The following is a 22434-nucleotide window of genomic DNA, read 5'->3' as shown; positions in this document are numbered from 1 at the left end:
CGGCGGGCGCGCCAGGTCCCCAAGGGCATGAGCGTTCCACGCATCGGCTTCGGGCTTCCCACCTTCGGGCCCGACGCGGGTCCCGAGGGGGTGGTGACGGTCGCGGCGGCCGTTGAAGAGGCAGGTTTCCACAGTGTGTCGGTGACCGAGCGGTTGCTGCTGCCCACGCGTTCCGACGGGGCGAACGGGGCGAACGGGGCGGGGCTGCCCGCCCCGCATGTGTGGGAGCCGCTCGAGGTGCTGACGTGGGCGGCGGCGCACACGTTGCGCGTGCGGCTCCTCACGGCGGTCGTCAACGCCATCTTCCAGCCGCCGATCGTGCTGGCCAGACGCCTGGCCACGCTGGACCGGCTGTCGCGGGGCCGCCTCGACGCGGGCCTTGGGCAGGGCGGGGGCGGCACGCCGGAGACGGGGTTCGGCCTGGCCGAGGAGTTCGAGGCGGCCGGGGTGCCGCGCGGGCGGCGCGGGGCGGGGTTCGTCGAGCACATCGCGGCCATGCGGGCGTGCTGGGGCCCCGACCCGGTGGAGTTCGCGGGCGAGCGCTACCGGATCCCCGCGTCGCTGGTCGGCCCGAAGCCGTGGGGCGAGCGCGTGCCGGTCCTGCTCGGCGCGTTGACCCGCCCCACGGTCGAACGGGCCGCGCGCCTCGCCGACGGCGTGATCCTCGTGGTCGACGACTGGGCAAGGGCGCGCGAGCCCATCCGCTGGTACCGCGACGCGGGCGGCACGGGCTCCGTGGTGACGCCGCTCGCCAGGGATTACCCGGGGTCGTTCATCGACGCCGCGCTCTCCGACCTGGAGTGGGCGGCGGCCGAGGGCGTGGACGAGGTGCACTTCGCCCTCGGGCGCTCAGGGCTCCACCCCGAACGCCAGGCGGACCTGGTGCTGACGCTGGCCGAGCGGCTGTGACGGGCCGACCCGGCGGCGCGCTCAACGTCCCGGCCGTCACTCGCGTCTCATCAGACATGGGAATTCATGCCGTGGGCGAGGTCTGGGTGGCTGAGGCGGACGATCTGGACGCGGCGGCGGTCGCGCTGGGGGAGGCCGCGGTGGACGAGGAGGTGAGCCGCTGGGTCACCCCCGACGAGGCGGCGCGCAGGCGGCGCGCCACCGACGCCCGTGTGGACACGGCGCGTTGGCTGGACGGCGCGCGGCGCGGTGGCGCGCTGCTGCTGGTCGCGGGCGACGGCGGCGCGGTCGCGGGCCTGGCGCTGTGGCAGTGGGTGGACGGCGGCCAGGAGCCGGATGCGGCGGCGGCGGACGAGGAGGGCGACAACGGCGGCGAGGGCGGCGAGGGCGGCGAGGGCGCGGCGTCGCTCGCCGCGGTGTACGGGAGCGAGGGGCTGGCGCGCCTGGCGACGGTGGGCGAGCTGGTCGCGGCGCGCCACCCGGCGGACGAGCCGCACTGGTACCTGGCGCAGATGGCGGTCGTTCCGCACCAGCGCGGGCGCGGCCTGGGCGGCGCGCTGCTGCGGCACGGGCTCGACCGGGCGGACGGGGAGGGGCGCGCGGCGTATCTGGAGGCCAGCTCCCCGCGCAACCGCGCCCTGTACGCGCGCCATGGCTTCGACCCGCTGGGCGACCCGATCCCGCTGCCGGACGGCGGCCCCGTGCTCCAGCCGATGTGGCGCCCGGCGCGCAACGGCGGGGAGCGCCCTGCCTGAGGGGCGCGCGCCCCGCGCGCGACCCGGCGTGAGGGCGGCGTCAACGGTGGCGCGTCCGCCGTCAAGGACGTGTCATCGACCGGCTCATTCCGGGCGTACCCGGTGAAGCTTGACCGCACGGGCCGCCGAAACCGGCGGCCCGTCGACCGTCGAGCAGGGAGCCTCGATATGAACGACCTGGACGTGAACGACGACGAGCCCGCCGATCATGGGGCCCACGCCTGGCCCTACTACGTGCCCGTCAGGCCCGGTCCCTCGGGCTTCTCCACCGTCCGTACCTTCCGCACGCCGCTGGGCGAGCGCACCGTCGCGGCGTTCACCAGCGCCGAGCGCCTGACCGCCGCCCTCGGCCCTTGGCAGCGTTGGGCGACGCTGGGCGAGGACGCGCTGCGCGCGCTGGTCGCGCCCCTCGGCGTGCGCCGCCTCACCATCGACCCCCAGCTCTCGGCGCCCGCCGTGCGCGACGAGCCCCGCACCGCCGTCGCGGCGTGATGAGGAGAGACCCCTCATGATCACCGAACAGCCGGTGGCCCGGCACGGCGACCTCTCCGTCTGGCCGGATTCGGCGCGGTATGAAGAGGCCAGCCTCATGGTGGGCGGCGTCGGCCTCACCGAGATCGCCGAGCACTACGGCACCCCCACCTATGTTCTCGACGAGGCGGAGGTGCGCGGGCGCGCCCGCGCGTATCGCGAGGCGCTGCCCGACGCCGATGTCTACTACGCCGCGAAGGCGTTCCTGTGCCGCGCCCTGCTGCGCTGGCTCGACGAGGAGCGGCTCGGCCTCGACGTCTGCTCGGCTGGCGAGCTCGAGCTCGCCGTCGTCGCGGGCTTCCCGACCGAGCGGATGATCCTGCACGGCAACGCCAAGAGCCCGGACGACCTGCGCGCCGCCCTGCGCCTCGGCGTGGGCCGCATCGTCATCGACAACGCCGCGGAGATCCCGCGCCTCGCCACCCATGTGCCCACGGGCGCACGGCAGAAGGTGCTGGTCCGCGTGGTCCCAGGGGTGGCCGCTGGCAGCCACGAGAAGGTGCGCACCGGCACCGATGACCAGCAGTTCGGGATGTCGCTCGCGGATGGCTCGGTGCAGCACGCCATCGGTCGCGTCCTCGCCCAGCCCGAGCTCGAACTCATCGGCCTGCACTGCCACTTGGGCTCACAGATCACCAGCGTCAAGCCCTATCTGCTCGCGGTGCGCCGCCTGGTCGGGCTGCTCGCCCGCGTGCGTGACCGGCACGGGGTGACGCTGCCCGAGCTGAACGTCGGCGGCGGCCACGGCGTCGCCTACCGGACCGGCGACGAGGCGCTCGACCGGGTGGCCCTGGCCCGACGGATCAGGGAGGAGCTGCGCGCGGGCTGCGCCGCCAACGGTCTTGCCGTTCCACGCCTGGCCGTCGAGCCGGGGCGGGCGATCGTCGGCCCCGCGGGGGTGGTGATCTACCGGGTGCTCTCGGTGAAACGGACCGGCTCGCGGACGTTCGTCGCCGTCGACGGCGGCATGTCCGACAATCCGAGGCCCGCGCTGTACGGGGTGCGGTACGAGCCTCGGTTGATCGGGCGCCGTTCCACGGCGCGGGAGCGGCTGGTGACCGTGGTGGGGCGGCACTGCGAGGCGGGCGATGTGCTGGTGCCCGAGGCGCCGCTGCCGTGCGACATCCGCCCCGGCGACCTGCTCGCCATGCCGGTGGCGGGCGCGTATCACCTGTCGATGGCGGCGAGTTACAACCTGATCGGGCGCCCGCCCGTGGTCGCGGTCGCCGGGGGCCATGCCCGCCTGCTGGTCCGCCGCGAGTCCCTGGCCGACCTGCGCCACCGCGACATCGGGCTGTAGTCGGGCGGCAAGGGGGTCATGCTCCTTCGAGGCGGCGGGCCAGCGGGTCGAGGCGGGCGGCGTCGAGGGAGAGCAACCGGCCGAGCCCGCCGAGAAGTTCGAGGACATGGCTCGCGTGAGACGGGTCGGGCTCGGTGGCGAGGAAGCGGTCCAGATATCCGGCGGCGTCGGCCCACTCCGAGGCGGCACAGGCCAGCAGGAAGAGGTTGCCGAGGGCGGCGTCGTTCTCGCCGCCCGCCAGGGCCTCGAACAGGATCTCCCGTGCGGCGCGGGTGTGTTCGTCGGCCCCCGGGCGCCCGGCCAGCCGGTGGGCGATGCCCCGCAGGCCATGCGCCCAGGCGTTGCGCGGCTCCCGTTCAACGGCCTCCGCGAGGTCGGCAAGCGCCTCCTCGTACCGGCCGAGCATGAGCCGTGCCTCGCCCCGCCCGGCGTATGCCCAGTCGTCGGGGGCGAGCGCGAGCGCCCGGTCGTAGTCGGCCACGGCCTCGTCGAACTCCCCGCGTTCAAGGCGGAGATGGCCACGATCCGCAAGCAGCGACGCCTCGTCGGGGTCGGCCTCGACGGCTCGGTCGTAGACGGCGAGCGCCCCGTCGAGGTCGTCGATCCGCCAGAGGAACGAGGCCCGAGTGCCCAGGACTTCCGCGTCGCTCGGGTCAAGCTCGGCCGCCCGGTCGTGGTCGGCGTGCGCCTTGTCGAGCCGCCCCAACTTCTCGTGGACATAGGCGCGCAGGCTCAACGCCCGGGCGTTGTCGGGGGCGAGCGCGAGTGCCCGGTCGAAGCCGGTCAGCGCCTCCTCGTAACGGCCGAGGTGCCACAGGGACAAGGCCCGCCACAGCGGGGCCTCGGCGTCGTCGGGGTCGACCTCGGTGACGCGGTCCCAGGCGGCGATCGCCTCCTCGTGGCGTTCCAGGATGAAGAGGATCCGGGCGCGCAGGGTGAGGTTTAGGGAGTGGGGCGCGAGCCGAGCCGCCTCGTCGGCGTCCTCGAGCGCCTCCTCGGGGCGGCCGAGCCCGGCCAGGGCGGCGGCGCGGTTTCCCCAGGCCCAGTGCTGCGCGGGGTCGAGGCGGATGGCCACCGAGCAGTCGGCGATGGCCTGTTCGAGGGCGTCGACCCAACGGTGGTGCTGAGCGCGGACGACATGGGCCAGGGCCCGCACCGGCGGGGCGAGGCCGGGGGCCGCGATGAGGTGGGTGAGGGCGGCGATCACCTCGGCCGGGTCGTCCTCGCAGGTCAGCCGGTCGGCCCACATGGTCAGCAGGGAGCGTTCGGCGTCGTCGCCCGCTCGGCGCAGCAGGTCGGCCCAGCGGCGCAGCGCCGCCGCGCTCCTGTCGGCCGCGTGGACGGCCTCGGCGAGGGCGCCCGCGAGCGCCGCGTCCGGGTCCGCGCACAGGCGGTGGTAGGCCTCATGGCCGCGCAGCTCGCGCCAGTGGGAGCGGGACCAGTCGTCGCCCTCGGGGAACGCTGCCGCGCGCCGGGCCGCGAACGCCTCGGCCAGCGCGGTGTGTTGGGCCCTCCAGTGGCCCGGGGAGTGGGTGCGCTGGTGGCGCAGCATCAGGGCGCGCACGGTCTCGTGGTAGCGGAAGCGGCCCTCGCGGTGCTCCACGAACGGCAGGGCGCGCAGCCAGTCGTAGTGGTCGGCCGCCGCCTCGCTGGCCACGGCGCGGTAGACGTCCTCGTCGAGCTGGAGCGGCAGCGCGCAGTCCAGGGCCGCCGCGCGGCGGTCGGGGTCGGTGACCCACGTGAGGAATCGCCCCACGGCCGTCTCGGTCGGATCGGCGACCTCGCCGGGCGACGAGGGGTGGGGCTGGGCGAGCATGTCGAGCAGCACGGGCAGGCGCCCGGAGAGCCGCAGGATCAGCTCCACCGTGGGCTCGTCGGTCACGCCGCGCGCGGTGAGCAGCGCGCGGGCCTCCTCGTCGGTGAAGACGTCGAGCGGCACCTCGGCCGCCAGGTCCGCCCAGTCGCGCCAGTGGCCGCTGTCGGGCCTGCCCTGCCCGGAGATGACCATGGCGACATTGGGCTCGAGGGTGCCCAGGGTCTCCTCGTAGACGACCGTGCGCAGCCATGCGTCGAGCGTCGGGCCGACGCGCTCGTAGACGTCGAAGAAGAGGACGAGCAGGCTGTGTTCGCGGGCGACGGCCGCGAGGTCGGCCAGGAAGACGGGGGTCAGCGCGGCGAGCGGGTCGAGCACGAGCCGCACGTCGTCGTGCCCGCGCAGCCGCCCGGCGAGTGCGGAGCGCATCCGGTCGGTGCCCAGCGCCACGCTCGTGGGGTCGAGCGCCCCGGCGAGTGCGCCGATCCCGGGGAGCGCGCCGAGGCCGACCAGGGCGGCCTGGGTCGCGACCACGCTGCCCGCCGACGGTGACGGCACGGCGCCCGGGTCGCCGGGCGGTGGCTCGGTGGGCTGGCCGCGTTCCGCCTCGTGGAGCCGCTGCCGGTACTCGGCGAGCCGCTTGTCGAACGACCTCAACGGGCTTCCGGCACGCTTGAGTTGGTCGCTGATCGCCGCCATGGCCTCGATCGGGCCCCGCGTCTCGTCGGCCACCAGGGCGGTGAGGGCGCCGCGTTCGCGCGCCATGTGCTCCCACTGCCGCACGAGCGAGGTCTTGCCGACGCCGCCGTTGCCCCTGACGCGGTACAGGAACTGGAAGCCGGGGTCCGAGGGATCGCGCGCCAGATTGCCCCGGAACGCTTCTAACTCGCCCTGCCGCCCCACGAATCCGTCGCGCCTCCGGCGCCGGATCAGCTCCTGCCGTGTCAGCCGCCGCTCCGCCAACTGCCCGTCCCCCTCCCCGGCCATGGGCGCACCACGCTACCCAATGCGCCGCCTCCACGGGACCCGCGCGCCAGCCGCGCCTATACCCGGCCGGGGTATGCGTTTGGACTTGACTTATACCCTCGGGGGGTATTGGGTGAACGCCCGGAACGGAACACGGAACGAGGGAGAGGCAGCCATGAACACCGCGACCAGAGTGGGCGCCTTCGGGGCCGGGATCGTCCTGGCCTTCGGCGCGGCGTTCGGCCTCGGCCGCGTCGTCGACCCGGTGACCGAGGACGAGCCCGAGCCCGCCGCCCACGCCGCGGACCACGCCCCCGACGAGGGGAACGACGACGGGAACGGGGAGGCGCACGGCGACGGTCATGGCGAGCAGGCCGCGGCCGAGGCCCCCGGCGGGCTCCAGGTCTCCGAGCGCGGCTACACCCTGGCCCCGCCCGCCGAGGCCCTGCCCGCGGGCGAGGAGACCGACTTCCGCTTCCGCGTCCTCGGACCCGAGGGCGAGCCGCTGACGGCGTACGACACGAGCCATGAGAAGGACATGCACCTGATCGTGGTCCGCCGCGACCTCTCGGGGTTCCAGCACGTCCACCCGACGCTCGGCGAGGACGGCACCTGGAGCGTTCCGCTGACGTTCCCGGCCGGGGGCACCTACCGGGTCTTCGCCGACTTCGAGCCCGCGGGCGACGCGGACGGCGGGCTGACGCTGGGCGCCGACGTGGCCGTCGCGGGCGAGTACGCGCCCGAGCCGCTGCCCGAGCCCGCGCACACCGCGACCGTCGACGGATACACCGTCACCCTGGACGGCGCGTTGAACGAGGGCGAGGAGAGCGAGCTGACCCTCTCCGTCAGCAGGGAAGGGCGGCCGGTCACCGATATCGAGCCCTACCTCGGCGCCGATGGCCACTTGGTCGTGCTGCGCTCGGGCGACCTCGCGTATCTCCACGCCCACCCGGGCGAGTTGGCGGGCGGCCCGGACATCACGTTCCACACGCGGGCGCCAAGTGCCGGGACCTACCGCCTCTTTCTCGACTTCCAGCACGAAGGAGTCGTGCGCACCGCGGAGTTCACGGTGACCACGGGCGACCATGGGCACGGCGACGGCGCCTGAACGCCGGGCCGCTGCTTCGGCCCCGCCCGGGTGAGGCGTTGAACGGTCCCGATTGTTCCGTTCGGGTGGTCAGGGGGGTGTGGGTGCCTCTGATGGCTTCCGCGGCGATTTAGCATCCGTTCTGATCATGTCCAGAAGGATCGCCCGACGGGAGCAAGTGTGCGCACGCGTAGGAACACCGCAGGGAACGGTGGGTCGAGACGTCTTCTCGGCCGAGCCGCCGTCCTGATCGCCGCGGCCTCGGCCGCCGTCCTCCCGGGGGCGGGCACCGTGCTCGCGCAACCCGGCGGGGACCGGCCGATCCACTCCGTCCCCTCGGGCGACCTGCCCCAGCCCGCCCCCAGGACGGAGGTGATCTACGACTCGATCCCCGAGGAGCTTCCCCCGCACGTGGCGTCGCTCGGCTATCAGGCGACCGGCACGAGCGAGTTCGGTGACGAGGTGGGCTTCGGGTCCGAGGGGAACCGCAAGCTGAAGTCCATCGAGGTCGTGCTCTCCAGCTGGGCCTGCGAGGCGGGCCGCTGGAACACCACCGACTGCTTCTCCTCGCCCGACGTGACGTTCGACCACCCGATCACGATCAACGTCTACGAGGTCGACAACTCGGGCCCCACCCCCGTGCCCGGCACGCTGCTCGCCAGCCAGACCGACGTCGCCACCATCCCGTACCGCCCCTCCGCCAACCCCGTCAAGTGCACCGGAGTTGACGCGGGGCGGTGGTACGACGCGACGACCGGGACGTGCAACGACGGCATCGCCCACCCCGTCGTCTTCGACTTCGGCGGCACCCTGCTCCTGCCCGACGAGATCATCTGGACGGTGGCGTTCGACACCAGCAGCTACGGCGCCGAGCCCATCGGCACCGGCACCGCGTGCTTCGCCACCGCCCAGGGCTGCCCGTACGACGCGCTGAACGTCGGCGCCCAGACGTTCCCAGGCGCGCCCTACGCGGGCATCGACATCGAGGCGGACGCGGCGTTCCTCGACCCGGTCTCGGCGGCGTCCTACTGCGACGCGGGCGCGGGCGGCACCGGAGTCCTCCGCTGGGACGCGCCCTGCTGGGCCGACAACGGGCCACTCGCCAGGATCACGGCGACGGAGTTCGAGGGCAGGGAGTAAACGAGTAAACGAGTAAACGAGTAAACAAGGAGGAGTGGACAGGAAGGTTGACGGCGCGGACGAGCGGTCCGCGCCGTTTCCCCTTCTCGGGGGCGGCGCTCAGGAGCGCTCGAGGATGACGACCGGGATCTCGCGGGTGGTCTTCTTCTGGTAGGCGTCGTAGTCGGGCCAGATGTCCGCCATCAGCGGCCACAGGCGGGCGCGCTCCTCCGCCGTCGCCGTGCGGGCCGTCGCCGTGAACGCCTCGGCGCCGACCTGCACCTCGACCCGCGGCTCGGCCTCCAGGTTCAGGTACCAGGAGGGGTGGGCGGGCTTGCCGCCCTGCGAGCCGACGACCACATACGCGTCGCCGTCGCGGCCGTAGATGAGCGCGGTCCTGCGCAGCAGCCCTGACCTGCGGCCCTTGGTGGTGAGCAGCAGCGTGGGGGTCCCGCGCCACAGATGGCCCTCGCGGCCGCCGGACTCCACATAGACGCGGATGTGTTCCTTGACCCACTCGGTCGGGCTGTCGTGGACCTGGGCGTCTGCCATGGGGCGCCTCCTCGTTCTCGGTGTGCGGTGCTGTCGATCCGGGTGAACGCGCCCGGCGCGGCCCCCATTCCGCCGCCCGCCCCCGCTCCCCGGGGGGCCTCGGCCCGGGGTGCGGGGGCGGACGCAAAGCCGTGTCTCCGGTGGCCGCCTCCCGAGCCCGCTCTTACGCTACGTGAGCACACCACCACCAGGGATGACGACGCCTCGAACGGCTGTCGGCGCCACGGAAGGAGCCCTTGTGCCACCCTCCGCACACCCGGTCGCCGTGACCGGCATCGGCATGCTCACCCCGGCGGGGAACACTCCCGAGGAGACCTGGACGGGGCTGTGCCGCGGCAGGAGCCTGGCGCGCAGGGATCCCGTGCTCGCCGGGCTGCCGGTGGACATCTCGTGCCGGGTCGAGGGGTTCGACGCCGTCGCCGCGCACGGGCGGGTGACCGCCCGGCGCCTCGACCGCTTCGCCCATCTGGCCCTCGCGGCCGCCAGGGGCGCGGTCGCCGACGCCAAGCTCGACCCGGCCACGTGGTCGGGTGAACGGGTCGCGGTGATCCTGGGCGTCGGCAGCAACAGTCTGGAGACCTACGCCGAGGAGTTCGCCAGGCTCGCCGCGGGGCGCCCTGCCGCGGTCTCGCCGATGGCGCTGCCACGCAGCGTCCCCAACATGGTCGCCGGAACAGTGGCGATCGACCTCAACGCCCGCGGCCCCGGGTTCACGGTGGCCAGCGCGTGCGCGTCGGGGGCGACGGCGATCGGCGTGGCCCGCGACCTGCTGCTCGCCGGGGCGTGCGACATCGCGGTGGCGGGCGGCAGCGAGTCGGGGCGGGCGCGCATGACGGCCACGTGCTTCGCCCGGATGGGCGCCCTGTCCCGCCGCACCGCCGAACCCGAGGCCGCCGCCCGCCCTTTCGACGTCGAACGCGACGGCTTCGTGCTCGCCGAGGGCGCCGCGGCGCTCGTGCTGGAGCGCCAGGACCACGCCCTGCGCCGGGGCGCGCAGGCTCGCGCGCTCCTGCGCGGCTACGCGGCCACAAGCGACGCGCACCACCCGGTGGCGCCCGACCCCGAGGGCGCGGGCGCGGAACGTGCGCTGCGCGCCGCCCTGTCCGACGCCGGATGCGCCCCGCGCGACATCGGCCAGATCACCGCGCACGGCACGTCGACCCCGGCGGGGGACGCGGCCGAGGCGCTGGCGCTGCTGCGGGCGTTCGACGGCGCGCCGCCGCCGGTCACCGCGCCCAAGGGCGCGCTCGGCCACTGCCTCGGCGCGGCGGGCGCGATCGGCGCGGCGCTCACGGTGCTCGCGCTCGAACGCCAGGAGATCCCGCCCACCGCCAACCTCCGCGCCCAGGACCCGGCACTCGCGCTCGACGTCGTCACGGGCCACCGCCCCCGCCCGGCCCCGGTCGAGGCGGCGGTCTCGAACGCGTTCGGCTTCGGCGGCCAGAACGCGGTACTCGTACTCACGCGAGGCTAGTGCGCTGCGCGGCTGAGCCGTTGTGGTGCGGGTGCGCTGCGCGGCTGAGCCGTTGTGGTGCGGCCTGTGTTGTGGGGTGCGGTGACGGTGTGTCTCGGTGATGAGGGCCGTTCGCCGAACGCGGTGGCTGGGCACGGTCGTTGGCGGCCTCCATGTCGTGCGCCTTTGCGGGTGCGCGCACCCTTGGGAGAGCGCTCTCCAGCACACCTGAGGGGAGAGCGCTCTCCCGGGCGGCGTGCGCGTCGCCACGGGCCCACCGGAGCGGGGATCATCGGGCTTGGGAGAGCGCTCTCCGCCCCGCGGCGAACCGCCACCAGTGGAGAGCGCTCTCCCAGCCACCCGCTTCTCGGTCCCCCCGGGCGGGCCAGGTGTACGCCGCGTCCGCCGCGGCACTTTGTCCGGTCGGGAGATGAAGTCGGCCCGGATTCCGCCGAAGTGGTTCCGCGCGGGGGCGATCGTCGCTACCTTCGGTGGTGTACCGATCGGCGGCCGGGCCCCGGTCCCCCTCTCCGCCCCCGGCGCCGCCCCACCCGTGGCGCGACGGCGCGCGCCTGTGCAACTGCCGGATGAACAGCCCCCGTTGACTCACGGAGGACGCACGTGCACAGGAAACTCCGAAGGCTCTCCGCTGCCGTGATGGGCTCGTTGCTCGCCCTGACGGGCGCGCTCACCGCCCAGGCCCACGTTCCCGAGCGCGCCACCACCGAGGCGCCCGCGCCCGTGGCCGCGCCGCTGACCGATGTCCTGGTGTTCTCCAAGACCGCCGGATACCGGCACGACGCCATCCCCGCCGGGATCGCCGCCATCGAACGGCTGGGCGCCGACAACGGGTTCACCGTCACCGCCACCGAGGACGCGGGCGCGTTCACCCCCGACAACCTCGCCCGCTACCAGGCCGTCGTCTGGCTCTCCACCACGGGCGATGTCCTCGACGACGCCCAACAGGCCGCGTTCGAGGGCTACATGGCGGACGGCGGCGGCTATGTCGGCATCCACGCCGCGGCCGACACCGAGTACGACTGGCCCTGGTACGGCAGTCTTGTCGGCGCGTGGTTCGCGTCGCACCCCGCGACCCAGCAGGCCACCCTCGTCGTGGAGGACCGCTCCAACGACTCGACCTCCCACCTCCCCGAGCGCTGGACCCGCACCGACGAGTGGTACGACTACCGCGCCAACCCCCGGGAGAACGTAGGGGTGTTGGCCAGCCTCGACGAGTCGTCCTACTCCGGTGGCGCGATGGGCGGCGACCACCCCATCACGTGGTGCCACGACTACGGGGGCGGCCGCTCCTGGTACACCGGGCTCGGGCACACCGTCGAGTCCTACGCCGACCCCGCGTTCACCACGATGCTGCTCGGCGGGATCCGGATCGCCTCGGGCGCGCGGGCCGCCGACTGCCGTCCGGAGAGCGGCTACACGCCACTGTTCGACGGCACACAGGCCAGCCTCGACGCGTGGCGGCAGGCGGGCCCAGGGGGGTTCACGCTGGAGGACGGCACGCTCACGTCGTTCGGCGGCATGGGGCTGCTGTGGTACCCGGTCACGCCGTTCTCCGACTACTCGCTCAAGGTCGACTGGATGATGCCGGGCGACGACAACGGCGGGGTGTTCATCGGCTTCCCCGACCCGGGCGACGATCCGTGGGCGCCCGTGGACGCGGGCCATGAGATCCAGATCGACGCGAGCGACGCCGACCCGAGCCGCACCACGGGCAGCGTCTACAGCTTCGCCGCCCCCGACGCGGCGGCCCGCGACGCGGCGCTCAACCCCCCTGGGCCGTTGTGACGGCAGACCTCGTGTCCCATGCAGGTCATGTCGCTTTACGCGAGGGTCGAGAGTCCCTGTCGTGTCGCGCTGCAGCGAGGCATGTTGTCCCTTTGTCCTGCACGACTGCGTGACTGAGATCACGTCTGCGTGGGGGCCGCTACGTCAGCTGGAACGATAGGTGAAGGTGGGGGTTCTGGCACAGGGGCCTTCCATGTAGGGGGGTTGGGATCAGTTGCGGACGGCGAGGGGCCGTTCACGCGTGCCGCTGACCTGTGGTTTCCCAGCCCGCTCAAGGTCATTTCCCGGGCGCCTGGTGATTGTTCCCCGAAGCGGCCCCGCCTCCCGCGCGGAACGGCGTCGATATGCGTGTGCATGGCGGCAGTTCGGGGGTGCAAGCTACCGGGGTGAATATGGAAGAGGTCGGCGCACGGTTGGTAGGTCGATTCGGCCCCGGGGCCGAGGGGTGGCTCGCTGAGGTTCCGAACCTCGCTACGCGGCTGGCCGCGCGGTGGGGTTTCGTGCTCGGTGAACTGTTCGAGAGTGGAGCCTCCTCTGTCGTCTTGCGCTGTCAATGGCCTGACGGGAGGCCAGCAGTTCTAAAACTCAGTCCGGACCGGTCACTGTTGACCAAGCAGGAGGAGATGCTGCGCGTGTTCGCGCCGTCGGGTCGGGTGCCGACCGTACTGTCTGCCGACGCGGAGGCCGGGGCGATGGTGTTGGAGGAGGTCCTGCCCGGCACCGTGGCCGAGGACATGTCGCAGACGTCATTGCCGCAGCAGTGGGGAGAGTTGCTTGCCGCACTGCACGCTGTGGCCCCACCCGCGCACTGGCCACTGGATCTGCGCGGTCGGTTTGACGAAGCCTTCGTCCGGATCGGCCGACGGCTGTCCGAGCCAGCCATCGGCGCACGGATCGACCAGGCCGCGTGGCAGCGGGCGATACGGCGCTGTGAGGGGTTGCTGGACAGTCAGGCCAGGGTCGTATTGCTGCACGGCGATCTGCATCTCGGCAACGTCCTGGGCGGCGGCCCGTCGCGCGGTCTGATCGCGATCGACCCCAAGGCATGCGTGGGCGACCCATGCTTCGACGCCGTCGACTACGTGGTGGCGGGCGCCGGACAAGAGGGTGTCGAGGCCCGTTGCCAGCGGGTGGCGACCGCGTGCGGGCTCGATGGGGACCGGTTGTATGCCTGGAGCCGAGTGATCGCACCAATGGCAGCTATCGCACACCTCACCTATGACGGTCCAGAGCCCGTGATCGACGAACTACTCGCCCTGTCTCGCTGATCCCACGCGAGTATCAGTTCGGCCCGGCGAGGGAGTACGGCAGGCCATGCCGGCGGGCTCCCTCGCCGTGTTCGGACACGTCGATCGGCGTCAGGCTCAGCTGCACGATCCGTACGGGGCCCTGCCGGGACGGGCGGCGGGCAGGCGGCGGACGTTGCCGAGGGCTGCGGCCTGTTCCCGTAGACGCACGATCTCGTCGTGCTGTGCGGCCAAGCGGGAGACGGCGAGTTCCTTGAACGTTGTGAGCTCCGCAACGCACTCGTCCTGCTGAGCCAGACGTTCCTTGAGCTCGTCGACCTTGGCCTTGAGCCGCTCGATCTGCGAGATCCGCGGGTCGACGACTTCTCCGGCCTCCTGCAGAGTACGAAGGCGCCGCTCGAACTCTTCGGCGAGGTGCTGGTAGGGGCCGGGGCGGATGGTGCCGTCATGGTTCTTCTTCGGGTAGAACGCGGTGCGGGTCACGCCAGCTTCGGTGGCCAGTGTCTTCAGGTCGCAGCTGCCGCCGGGCGGGAGGTTACCCTTCAGGAGCCGGTCCATCGCGGCCCGGACAGCCTGCTCGTTGCGGGCGCGGGTCTCTGCGCTGATTCGAGCCATGAGGTGGGGTTTCTCCTTACGCAGCGGCGGCGTCGATCGAGGCCAGGACCTGCACGTCTCGGTCCAAGTCGGCTTGCAGTCGAGCCTTTTCGGTCTTGTGGTCGCGGCCGATCGATCCGATGAAGACCTGCTTGGTCCGCACGCTCTCGGCCCACACCGGGCGGTGGCAGGGATGGTGGGTGGCCTGCGGGCAGCGGGCGGAATCGCACATGCCCGCCAGCGGCTTCGTCGCGTTCGGTGTGCCGGCCAGCTTCAGGCACAACGCCTTGGAGGGGTCGATGAACCAGCAGTAGTTCGCCACCCCCAGGTGCAGGCCGCCGGCGACCTCGGTGAGGAGCGCTCTGACCTCCTGGTCGCTGCCGACGACCGTGGGGTCCTCGGCGGTAGCGCGGGCCAGCTTCCCGTCGACGCTGGCGAAGAAGCTGATCAGATCGCGGGCGCCGGGACCTGACGGCATCTCGCCCTGCTGGTAGCGTCGGTACTCGGCCAGCATGAGGTCCTTGTTACGCTCCGCCTCCTCGGCGTTGACCTCCGCGAGGAACTTGGCCTGTGCCCCGCCCGGACGGGCCGCATATCCTTCCGTTGTCACCACAGACAAGTGCTTGAGCTGCACCTTTGCGGCGAGCAGGCCACCGGGGTGGTAGGCGATCTCCAAGGCGAGTGTGCGCCTGAGCATCCTCGTTGTGAGTTGTCGCTCCGGGATCGGAGCCAGTCCCAGCGCCTGTCCCGCGGGGCCGTTGACCCACTGGCGGAACAGCGTGAAGCGGTCGTTGTCGAGTGGCGAGGTGAGCAGGGGATCACCGATCTCGGCGCCCGGGCCCAGGAGCTGCTCGGCGACTTCTGCCGCCTGGTATGCCTCCCAGATCACGACCCACTCGTCAGGCACACCGCCCAGAGGTTTTCCCTTGATGACTCGGCTCGCCAGCTTATACCTCTTCAGCCCCGGGCCGGCCTCGATCGGGGGGACGCGGCAACCCACATTCATCTCGCGCAGTTCGCTCTGGCGCATACCGGAGAGCGCCACGATGACCACGTGCGAGGCGGTCTTCACCACGCCGGTGAGCGCCCGCAGGCCGCGCTCGGAGAGCGGTTTTGACCAGGGTGCCTCGCCCTGGCCGTCGGCTCGCTCCACCATGTCGGCCCCGCGGCAGAACGGTTCCTCGATCCCGACGGCGTCCACCGCCTTTTCCAGGACGTCGCGCACCGACTCCAATATGGAGGGGCTGATCTCCCACCGGCCGGCTTCCGCGGCGAGGGCGTAGAGGTTGACCTTGCCCAACGGATCGTCCTTGCTGATCCACTTCCTGGTCTTGGCCCAGGTGACGTTCCGGTCGAAGGGACGTCGCTCTTCGACATGGCGGCGAATGACCGCCTCGAGTTCGCCCCGATCAATCCGTGCTGCGGGCAGCGATGCCCGGTGGGCGACATAGCGCCGCTTGGCGTCAAGTTCGCGCAGGAGGTGCGGGGCCAGGGTCTGGACGAGGTAGAGGGCTGCACCCAGGAGCGGCTGGAACGTCGGATCCGCGACCGGCGGCGTCTTGTTCGCGTTGCCGCTGGGCTTGCTGGTGGCCTGTCCCGCGAACGGCCGCAGCCCGGGGTGATAGCGGTCGGTGGTGAACAACTCGCTGTAACGGGCCAGGCCGGTGATCGTCAGCTCGACGGCTCTGCGGATGCTGGGGCGGTCGTGTGTCTTCTTGCCGTCGGGGCGGTGGGTGGCGCGATACTGGGCGAAAGACTTGCAGTGATGTTCAGTGACTTCGCCGAGCTCGGTGACCCCTTGGGCGGTCAGCCAGTTCAGCCACCGGACCAGTTCCAGCAGCTCGGCGTAGAGGCCGTTGACGACGCGGACCGTCCGGCTGGCGTACGGCAGCGTCCGTACGGCTTCGTGCCCGGGGGCCATCTGCGCGCCGATGTACTCCTTGGCCACCGTCTTCCACCGCTCATTGATGATCCCCGAGAAGTCCAGCCGCCTTGCGCACTTCGACACGTAGGCGGGGATGCCGATGACCTGGGTGAAGACCCAGACGTCGTCCTCGAAGACCGAGCGGGCCGCCCCGATAGGGAGGACGAAGTCGGCCAGGCCGCAGATGTCAGCCCCGGCGAAGGGCGACGGCACGGTTCCGGACAGCGGGACCCCGGGATGGGCGATGGTGCTCACAGGGTGCTCTCCTCGGGCAGGAGCGGTATCTCGGCGTCGGTGTCGGTGACGTGGGCAGCAGCCGCAGCGAGCTGCGTGGGGTCGTACTTGACCAGGACTTCCTCGATGTGCTGGGCGTAGTGGCCGAAGACGGCCATGAACTGCGCGGCGGGCATCTGCTGCCACTGCCGGGCGAAGAACGCCTTCATGCGCAGCAGGTTCGCCGCGTGCCGCGGCGTGAACAGAGCGAGTGGACACAGAAGGCACACCCAGGGGCGAGCCGGACACGGCTTTCCCTTCGGGCCGTGCACGCCGGCGGTCGGATCGGCGCAGGACGCCACGAACACATCTCGCTGCCCACCCACGAGCTCGGCGATCGCCCGATCATCCAACTCCAGTTCGCTGACCAGCTGCGGGAACTGACGGGCCAGGTCGGCGACTTGCTCGTCCGACAGCACCATGGGCGCTTGGCCCCGGCGGAGCAGATCGCCCTGGGCCTGCTCGACGATGTCCTCCAGGGCGCTCTTCTGGGCCTCGGTCATCGCGGACAGGTAGTGGTCGCCTTCCACTCCCGGTGTGTGGTTGGGGTCGATCGTCGAGCGCCGGCTGCCGATCCAGGAAGAGCGGTCCCGATGGGACTCGAACGTCGTGCGGATCCGGTGACGGTGCATCACGACCGGCGCCCCGTTGGCGTCGACCACCCCCGCGTCCCGGGACCAGTCGACGACGGTGGACTTGTAGGGGCGCCCGTACCTCCACGGCCCCAGGCCCTCGTCGCCCGCGCGACGCGAGGCGTAGGCGAGCCACAGCCACAGCCCGTTGCGCAGCCGCGGTGGGCAGAGCGACCTCGCCAGTTCGGCATACTCAAGCCACCGTTCCAACAGCCGCACGGCCTTGCTCGGCAGCGTGATGCTCTCCTCGGACGTACGGCCCTTGACATAGCGGACCAGCACCGCGTTGTCGCCGGCCCAGTCAAGGCCATCGACGCCCAGATCGGCGATGCCGTCCGGCACGATGCCGCTATACACGCCGAACAACACCTGGTAGGCGATGACGACGCGAGGGCTGGGGAAGAGCGCTTCGCGGGCTTCCACGAAGAATCGCTGGCGGTCACGGCCGATCCGATGGCGCATCTTCTCGTGCGAGATGTCGGCGCGTTCGCCCAACTCCCGGGTCGTCACCGGGCCGTGGTGCACCATGAACCAGAAGATGTTCTCTCTCGTCCAGCCGTGCACGTACGGGTCCTGGCCGGCTTCCGCCGTGGCTCTGGCCGCCCGGTACGCAGCCCATGACTCCTTGGCTATCCTGCGGGCTGCACGAGTCAGCCCTGCCCAGGCAACTTCGTCGTACGGCGGCAGCGGCTCACTGTTCGGATGCCGGTTGTAAAGACGCCCTCGGACAAGCTCCCGGATGTCCGGAGCCAGCACGGAGGTCTCAGCGTCCAGCGCGGCGAGCATGCGGCGGCTCTCCGACTCCCTTCGATTTCCCGCCTCCCACCACAGGGCTGCGAGTCCGGTGCGGGTCAGCTCGGCCACTCCGCCCCGATGACCACGCTTCTCCAGTTCGCCGACGAACCAGTCGATGGTCCCCTTGTACTTTTCCGCGGTCCGGTGCGAATCACCCGGGCCGTGTGGGTGCATGAGGTAGACCAGGCCCGTCAGCAACTCGCGGACCAGCACGGGGTTCACCGAGTCGTCGACGTTCAGGGTCGACGTGGTGCCGCGGGTGAACGTGCAGAACAGCCGCAGAGGGTTCTCCAGTATCTCCGCGGGCATCAGAAATCGTCCTCATCGAAGTCGTCGAACTCGGCATCGGCCTCGCGTTCGGCCCCGGCGAGCAGACCGTGGTCGTGGCCCGCGCGTTCGTATGCCTCGCGGTAGATCCGGGCGGTATCCAGGCGGCGGAGGTACACCTCCGTGGTGAGGGTGCTGGTATGACCGAGGAGGTCACGCAAGATCATCACCGGGTCGTTCTTGCGCAGGTAGAGCGCCAGGGCCGCGTCCGCGTCGGTGTCCCTGACAAGCTTCGCGACCTGGGCGTAGTAGCCGCCGATCAGCATCTCGAGTGTCCTGATCGCGAACGTATGACGGCATCGGTGAGGGGCCGTATGCGGGAAACGCGGATCGAATCGATCCCTGATCCGCTCCGAGGTCCGCTTGAAGACGGTCGGCCAGTCGCGAAACGGACTCCCGTCACTCTGTACGGCCAGCAGCATCGATCCGCCCTCCGGCCGGACCAGACACCGGCGTTCCCGCGGCGTCAACTCGGCCCACAGCACGCGCTCGCCCTCGGCCCGGCCACCGACCTCGTCTGCCTCGGTCACCACCAGAGGCGACCCCCACTTGGCCGGCGGTACCCATGACGAGCGAGCCACCGCCACGGCACGCTGCAGCCGCAAGTACTGGTGCAGCCGGGCGAGTGGGTCGTATGTCGTCCACGTGGTCCGGAACTTCCGACCCTTCGTGACTCCGGCCGGCACTGGCACCCAGATCGGCAGCTCTGTCCGGCGGGGCGGCAGCCGCGGAACCTCGCACTCCAGCATGTACGTGAACTCCTGCCGCCGCAGCCCGCTGGACAACACATAGCCACCCACTGCCGCGTTGCGTGCCGTCGTCCGGCCCCGGTAGAGGGCATCCTCGGCGCCGTCCGGGCGCAGACCGCCCAGCCCCTTCAGGAACGTGTCCTCGAAGTCCTTCTCGAAGTACTTGATCGTCACGTGGGGCTTCGGCGTCCGCCGCTTGGAGAGGTTCACCGACTGCAGGTGCACCTGATCGCCGTACGACGTGACGGCCTGCTTGTAGGTAAACGGCACCGCGGTCGTGAGTTCTTCGCCCTCGGCCCACCCATAGAACAGGGACAGGATGCTCATGTGCTGGTTCCAGGTGGATGCGGCGAACCGTTCCTTTAGCGGGCCGCACGCGCGGTGCACTGCGTAGGCGCTCAGGCCGCGCCTCAACTCGCTGCGGGTATCGAAGAGTTGGATGCCCCGGCCACCCAGGAAGATCGCCCAGTCCCGCACAACCCGAACGTAGGTCTCCCAGGAGTTCGGGGCCGGGCAGCCGTTCGCCGGGAGTTCCTGGGCCCACCGGTTGATCACGGTTGTGACGCGAGGGCCAGCCGAGTCCTCGAAGAGGAGGTCGTCGTCAAGCAGGATCGGCATCCGGTCCGGGATGACCGGCTGACTCGACAGCCCCCAGGACTCCCAGGTGGCAGAGGAGAAGAACGTCATCAGCATGGCGGGGACCGTACCTACGCGACTCAAGCGACTGCAAAGCGCAAACGCGCTGGTCACCAGGACGTGGGGCGGCAATGAGACGCTGCAGTTCTGCTCACAGAAGGCTCCTGGAACAGTTACGAGATCACCGTGCGGGGCCAGCGGATCGAGGTGTACCTCAACGGCGTGCGCGTCAACGAGTACACCAGCGCCCGCGACATCGCCCTCGGCCACATCGGCGTGCAGAACGACGGCGAGGGGCTCGACATCCACTACCGCGACATCCGGATCCGGCACGAAGGCGCGCAGTCGACCGACCTCGCGCGCGGCCGCCCCGTCGAGGTCACGAGCGTCGAGCCGGGCAGCGGGCACGTGGGCGCCAACGCGGTGGACGGCGACCCCGCCACCCGCTGGGGCAGCGCGTACGCCGACCCGCAGTCGATCACCGTCGACCTCGGCGCCGAACACGCCCTCACCGGCGTCCGGTTGGCGTGGGAGACCGCGTACGCCAGGGCGTACACGATCGAGACGTCGGTCGACGGCGTCACCTGGGAGACCGTCCACACCGCGACGGCGGGCGACGGGGGCCTGGACGAGATCGCGCTGGACGGCACCGTCGCGCGCCATGTGCGCCTCACGGGCACCGAACGCGCCACGCAGTGGGGCTACTCGCTGTGGGACCTCGCCGTGTTCGGCGACTGACCCCCGCACCGCGACCCCCGCGACCCCCGCGACGACCGCGACCCCCGCGACCACCACGGTCACCGCGACGGCCCACCGACCCGCCCCGGTCGCCCATCCGGGGCGGGTCGGCCGTGCGAGCGGCCCTCACCGCTGGTCGACGCGCGAGTACCCGTCGTCCGAGGCCAGGGGCTTGAGCGGGTCGTGACCCACGGTCATCAGGCGGTGACGCCAGTCGGCCGGGCCTGGCCTCGGGTCCAGGTCGTCCGTGCCGCGCTCCGCGGTGACGATGCCGACGACCTCGCGCATGACGTCGATGTCGTCGTCGGTGAGGTCCCTGCGGCGCTTGCCCAGGATCTCGAGCACCCCGCGCCCCGTGCGCGTCCCCGCCTGGTCGGGAAGCTCCTCGGAGTCCTCCCCCGCCGACAGGGTCATCAGCCAGTCGTTCAGCTCGCGCGAGGTCATGTTCACCACGGCCTGGAACTCGTTCCAGAGGTCGTCGAGGTCCCGCTCCGCGATGTCGGCCATGTCGATCTCCTTCCGTTCCGGCGCGGTGGGCACCGGGGCCCGCTGGCGTTCGGAGAGGCGTGCGCCGGGGCGCGGGTGCCCAGGCGTGCGCGGGTGAAACGGGTTACGCATGTGGCGTGCCGGGATACCCGGGGGTCGGCGGCGACCGCGGTGACCTCGGCGGCGACCGCGGTGACCGAGGAGGCATGGGCGATGGCACGCGGCATGGACGGATCCCCCGGGGGCATGGCGACGGCGGCGCGGGACGAGGCGTTCCCCCTGGCGGGTCCGCGCTCGCTCGATCCCCTGCTTGAGCGGATCGGCGACGCCAGGTATGTCGCGATCGGCGAGGCGTCGCACGGCACCGCCGACTTCTACCGGTGGCGCGCCGACCTCACGCGGCGGCTGATCGAGGAGAAGGGCTTCTCGTTCGTCGCGGTGGAGGGCGACTGGCCCGACTGCCACGTGCTGCACCAGAGCGTCACCGGGGCCCCTGGCGCGCCCGACGACCCGGCGGCGGTGCTCGACGCGTTCGAACGCTGGCCCCGGTGGATGTGGGCCAACACGGAGGTCGTGCGCTTCGCCCGGTGGTTGCGCGAGCACAACCTCGCCCTGCCGGAGGAGCGGCGCGTCGGCTTCCACGGGCTCGACGTCTACAGCCTGTGGGAGTCGTTGCACGCGGTGCTCGACCATGTGCGCGCGCACGACCCCGAGCACGAGGAGCGCGCGCTGGCCGCGTACCGCTGCTTCGAGCCCTACGCGGAGGACCCGCAGAGCTACGCGCTCTCCACGAGCCTGGTGCCCGAGGGCTGCCGGGACGAGGTCGCCGCCCTGCTCGCCCAGGCGCGCGCCCACGCCGAGCGCGAGCGCGCGGCGGCCGTGGGCGGGTCGCCGACGGAGTTCGCGGCGTGGCAGAACGCCGAGACGGTGGCCGGTGCGGAGCGTTACTACCGCGCGATGGTGGGGGGCGGGCCCGAGTCGTGGAACGTGCGCGACGCGCACATGGCCGACACCCTCGACCGGCTGATGGACCGCCAGGGACCCGGCGCGCGGGCGGTGATCTGGGAGCACAACACCCACATCGGCGACGCCCGCGCCACCGACATGGCCGACGCGGGGATGGTGAACGTCGGGCAGCTGCTGCGCGAGCGGCACGGGGCCGACGGCGTGGTGCTCGTCGGCCTCGGCACCTATCAGGGCACGGTCGTGGCCGCCGACGACTGGGGCCTGCCGCCCCGGGCGATGGCCATGCCACCGGCCAGGGCGGGCACGGTCGAGCGCCTGCTGCACGAGGCGTTGGGCGGCCGTTCCGCGCTCTTCGCGTGGAACGGCGACGGGAGCGTCGACGGGAACGGCGCGGCCTCGTGGCGCCGCGCGCCCCTCGACCACCGGGCGATCGGCGTCGTCTACCGCCCTGACACGGAGCGCTGGGGGAACTATGTGCCCACCGTGCTCGGCGACCGCTACGACGCCTTCCTGTATCTGGACCGCACACGCGCCCTTGACCCGCTGCACCGTTATGAGCACGGCAGGGGCGAGGAGGACACCTTCCCCTCCGGACAGTGACGGGGTGTGACCGCTCAACGGGCCTGCCGTGAACGGAGTGTGAAGCGTCGTCACACGGCGTGCCTCCGTCGCGTGAGGGGGCCCGTTCGCCCGGTTCCGGGGAGGGATCGGGGGGAAGGTCACGTTCCGGGGGCTACACGGCAATTTGCAGAAAATATCGCGTGAATCGGCCCGTT

The 22434-nt window shown here is 71.9% G+C and carries 18 protein-coding genes; 11 read left to right on the top strand and 7 right to left on the bottom strand.

Annotation, left to right across the window (positions count from 1 at the left end; all coding sequences use genetic code 11):
- The first annotated feature begins 27 nt into the window (after positions 1 to 27).
- The 4 genes from D7318_RS09365 to lysA all read left to right on the top strand — a co-directional run bounded on the left by D7318_RS09365 (position 28) and on the right by lysA (position 3495).
- Entirely contained in the window at positions 28 to 909 is an 882-nt protein-coding gene (locus tag D7318_RS09365) for an LLM class flavin-dependent oxidoreductase (RefSeq protein ID WP_120696400.1), read from the top strand.
- A 56-nt stretch (positions 910 to 965) separates the two neighbouring features.
- The gene (locus D7318_RS09360) at positions 966 to 1664 is read left to right on the top strand and encodes a GNAT family N-acetyltransferase (protein ID WP_120696399.1); all 699 of its coding nucleotides are present in this window, start codon (positions 966 to 968) and stop codon (positions 1662 to 1664) included.
- A 168-nt stretch (positions 1665 to 1832) separates the two neighbouring features.
- On the top strand, positions 1833 to 2156 hold the full coding sequence (locus D7318_RS09355; RefSeq protein ID WP_120696398.1) for an SAV_915 family protein: 324 nt from the start codon (positions 1833 to 1835) through the stop codon (positions 2154 to 2156).
- 16 nt (positions 2157 to 2172) lie between these two features.
- Complete coding sequence (gene lysA, locus D7318_RS09350; protein ID WP_120696397.1) at positions 2173 to 3495, top strand: diaminopimelate decarboxylase; 1323 nt, start codon at positions 2173 to 2175, stop codon at positions 3493 to 3495.
- Between the two features lie 16 nt (positions 3496 to 3511).
- Here lysA and D7318_RS09345 read toward each other — a convergent pair whose 3' ends face one another.
- Positions 3512 to 6295, bottom strand: a complete 2784-nt coding sequence (locus D7318_RS09345; protein WP_120696396.1) for a tetratricopeptide repeat protein — start codon at positions 6293 to 6295, stop codon at positions 3512 to 3514.
- Positions 6296 to 6449: 154 nt separating this feature from the next.
- Here D7318_RS09345 and D7318_RS09340 point away from each other — a divergent pair, with 154 nt between their 5' ends.
- Both D7318_RS09340 and D7318_RS09335 read left to right on the top strand, forming a co-directional pair.
- Positions 6450 to 7382, top strand: a complete 933-nt coding sequence (locus tag D7318_RS09340) for a hypothetical protein (RefSeq protein WP_120696395.1) — start codon at positions 6450 to 6452, stop codon at positions 7380 to 7382.
- A gap of 159 nt (positions 7383 to 7541) precedes the next feature.
- Positions 7542 to 8501: a hypothetical protein gene (locus D7318_RS09335; RefSeq protein ID WP_120696394.1), complete on the top strand. Its 960-nt coding sequence runs from the start codon at positions 7542 to 7544 to the stop codon at positions 8499 to 8501.
- Positions 8502 to 8600: 99 nt separating this feature from the next.
- On the opposite strand, the gene D7318_RS09330 is transcribed toward D7318_RS09335, so the two are convergent.
- Positions 8601 to 9032: a nitroreductase family deazaflavin-dependent oxidoreductase gene (locus tag D7318_RS09330; protein ID WP_120696393.1), complete on the bottom strand. Its 432-nt coding sequence runs from the start codon at positions 9030 to 9032 to the stop codon at positions 8601 to 8603.
- A gap of 238 nt (positions 9033 to 9270) precedes the next feature.
- Here D7318_RS09330 and D7318_RS09325 point away from each other — a divergent pair, with 238 nt between their 5' ends.
- The 3 genes from D7318_RS09325 to D7318_RS09315 all read left to right on the top strand — a co-directional run bounded on the left by D7318_RS09325 (position 9271) and on the right by D7318_RS09315 (position 13559).
- Positions 9271 to 10506 carry a beta-ketoacyl-[acyl-carrier-protein] synthase family protein gene (locus D7318_RS09325; RefSeq protein WP_268987336.1) on the top strand — a complete coding sequence of 412 codons (1236 nt, stop codon included), beginning with the start codon at positions 9271 to 9273 and terminating at the stop codon, positions 10504 to 10506.
- A 600-nt stretch (positions 10507 to 11106) separates the two neighbouring features.
- Positions 11107 to 12291: a ThuA domain-containing protein gene (locus D7318_RS09320; protein WP_408055462.1), complete on the top strand. Its 1185-nt coding sequence runs from the start codon at positions 11107 to 11109 to the stop codon at positions 12289 to 12291.
- Positions 12292 to 12635: 344 nt separating this feature from the next.
- Positions 12636 to 13559, top strand: a complete 924-nt coding sequence (locus D7318_RS09315) for an aminoglycoside phosphotransferase family protein (protein ID WP_329604640.1) — start codon at positions 12636 to 12638, stop codon at positions 13557 to 13559.
- A gap of 96 nt (positions 13560 to 13655) precedes the next feature.
- Here D7318_RS09315 and D7318_RS09310 read toward each other — a convergent pair whose 3' ends face one another.
- The 4 genes from D7318_RS09310 to D7318_RS09295 are packed head-to-tail and all read right to left on the bottom strand — an operon-like array spanning position 13656 to position 19525.
- Entirely contained in the window at positions 13656 to 14153 is a 498-nt protein-coding gene (locus D7318_RS09310; protein WP_120696389.1) for a hypothetical protein, read from the bottom strand.
- A 16-nt stretch (positions 14154 to 14169) separates the two neighbouring features.
- Positions 14170 to 16311, bottom strand: a complete 2142-nt coding sequence (locus D7318_RS09305; RefSeq protein ID WP_120696388.1) for a site-specific integrase — start codon at positions 16309 to 16311, stop codon at positions 14170 to 14172.
- Entirely contained in the window at positions 16308 to 18065 is a 1758-nt protein-coding gene (locus D7318_RS09300; RefSeq protein ID WP_120696387.1) for a hypothetical protein, read from the bottom strand. The genes D7318_RS09305 and D7318_RS09300 overlap by 4 nt, the downstream gene beginning before the upstream one ends.
- Positions 18065 to 19525 (bottom strand): site-specific integrase, encoded by a 1461-nt coding sequence (locus D7318_RS09295; RefSeq protein WP_120696386.1) that lies wholly within the window; start codon positions 19523 to 19525, stop codon positions 18065 to 18067. Before D7318_RS09295 ends, D7318_RS09300 begins: the two co-directional genes overlap by 1 nt.
- Positions 19526 to 19615: 90 nt before the next feature.
- Between D7318_RS09295 and D7318_RS09290 the strand changes: the two genes are divergently transcribed.
- Positions 19616 to 20206: a discoidin domain-containing protein gene (locus D7318_RS09290; protein ID WP_268987337.1), complete on the top strand. Its 591-nt coding sequence runs from the start codon at positions 19616 to 19618 to the stop codon at positions 20204 to 20206.
- Positions 20207 to 20332: 126 nt separating this feature from the next.
- Here D7318_RS09290 and D7318_RS09285 read toward each other — a convergent pair whose 3' ends face one another.
- Positions 20333 to 20713: a DUF3140 domain-containing protein gene (locus D7318_RS09285; protein WP_120696384.1), complete on the bottom strand. Its 381-nt coding sequence runs from the start codon at positions 20711 to 20713 to the stop codon at positions 20333 to 20335.
- A 192-nt stretch (positions 20714 to 20905) separates the two neighbouring features.
- On the opposite strand from D7318_RS09285, the gene D7318_RS09280 reads away from it, so the two are divergent.
- Positions 20906 to 22258 (top strand): erythromycin esterase family protein, encoded by a 1353-nt coding sequence (locus D7318_RS09280; protein ID WP_230423553.1) that lies wholly within the window; start codon positions 20906 to 20908, stop codon positions 22256 to 22258.
- Positions 22259 to 22434 lie beyond the last annotated feature (176 nt).

Origin of the sequence: Streptomyces radicis (assembly GCF_003626575.1) — a bacterium.
Classification (GTDB): domain Bacteria; phylum Actinomycetota; class Actinomycetes; order Streptomycetales; family Streptomycetaceae; genus Streptomyces; species Streptomyces radicis.
The sequence above is the reverse complement of the archived record's forward strand: the minus strand, read 5'-3'. Positions and strand labels throughout refer to the sequence as shown.

What these genes read in the sequence shown, in the direction of transcription:
- D7318_RS09365 (WP_120696400.1), top strand. Translation starts at nt 28, where the DNA reads ATGAGCGTTCCACGCATCGGCTTCGGGCTTCCCACCTTCGGGCCCGAC.
- D7318_RS09360 (WP_120696399.1), top strand. Translation starts at nt 966, where the DNA reads ATGGGAATTCATGCCGTGGGCGAGGTCTGGGTGGCTGAGGCGGACGAT.
- D7318_RS09355 (WP_120696398.1), top strand. Translation starts at nt 1,833, where the DNA reads ATGAACGACCTGGACGTGAACGACGACGAGCCCGCCGATCATGGGGCC.
- lysA (WP_120696397.1), top strand. Translation starts at nt 2,173, where the DNA reads ATGATCACCGAACAGCCGGTGGCCCGGCACGGCGACCTCTCCGTCTGG.
- D7318_RS09345 (WP_120696396.1), bottom strand. Translation starts at nt 6,295, where the DNA reads ATGGCCGGGGAGGGGGACGGGCAGTTGGCGGAGCGGCGGCTGACACGG.
- D7318_RS09340 (WP_120696395.1), top strand. Translation starts at nt 6,450, where the DNA reads ATGAACACCGCGACCAGAGTGGGCGCCTTCGGGGCCGGGATCGTCCTG.
- D7318_RS09330 (WP_120696393.1), bottom strand. Translation starts at nt 9,032, where the DNA reads ATGGCAGACGCCCAGGTCCACGACAGCCCGACCGAGTGGGTCAAGGAA.
- D7318_RS09315 (WP_329604640.1), top strand. Translation starts at nt 12,636, where the DNA reads ATGCGTGTGCATGGCGGCAGTTCGGGGGTGCAAGCTACCGGGGTGAAT.
- D7318_RS09310 (WP_120696389.1), bottom strand. Translation starts at nt 14,153, where the DNA reads ATGGCTCGAATCAGCGCAGAGACCCGCGCCCGCAACGAGCAGGCTGTC.
- D7318_RS09300 (WP_120696387.1), bottom strand. Translation starts at nt 18,065, where the DNA reads ATGCCCGCGGAGATACTGGAGAACCCTCTGCGGCTGTTCTGCACGTTC.
- D7318_RS09295 (WP_120696386.1), bottom strand. Translation starts at nt 19,525, where the DNA reads ATGCTGATGACGTTCTTCTCCTCTGCCACCTGGGAGTCCTGGGGGCTG.
- D7318_RS09285 (WP_120696384.1), bottom strand. Translation starts at nt 20,713, where the DNA reads ATGGCCGACATCGCGGAGCGGGACCTCGACGACCTCTGGAACGAGTTC.
- D7318_RS09280 (WP_230423553.1), top strand. Translation starts at nt 20,906, where the DNA reads ATGGCACGCGGCATGGACGGATCCCCCGGGGGCATGGCGACGGCGGCG.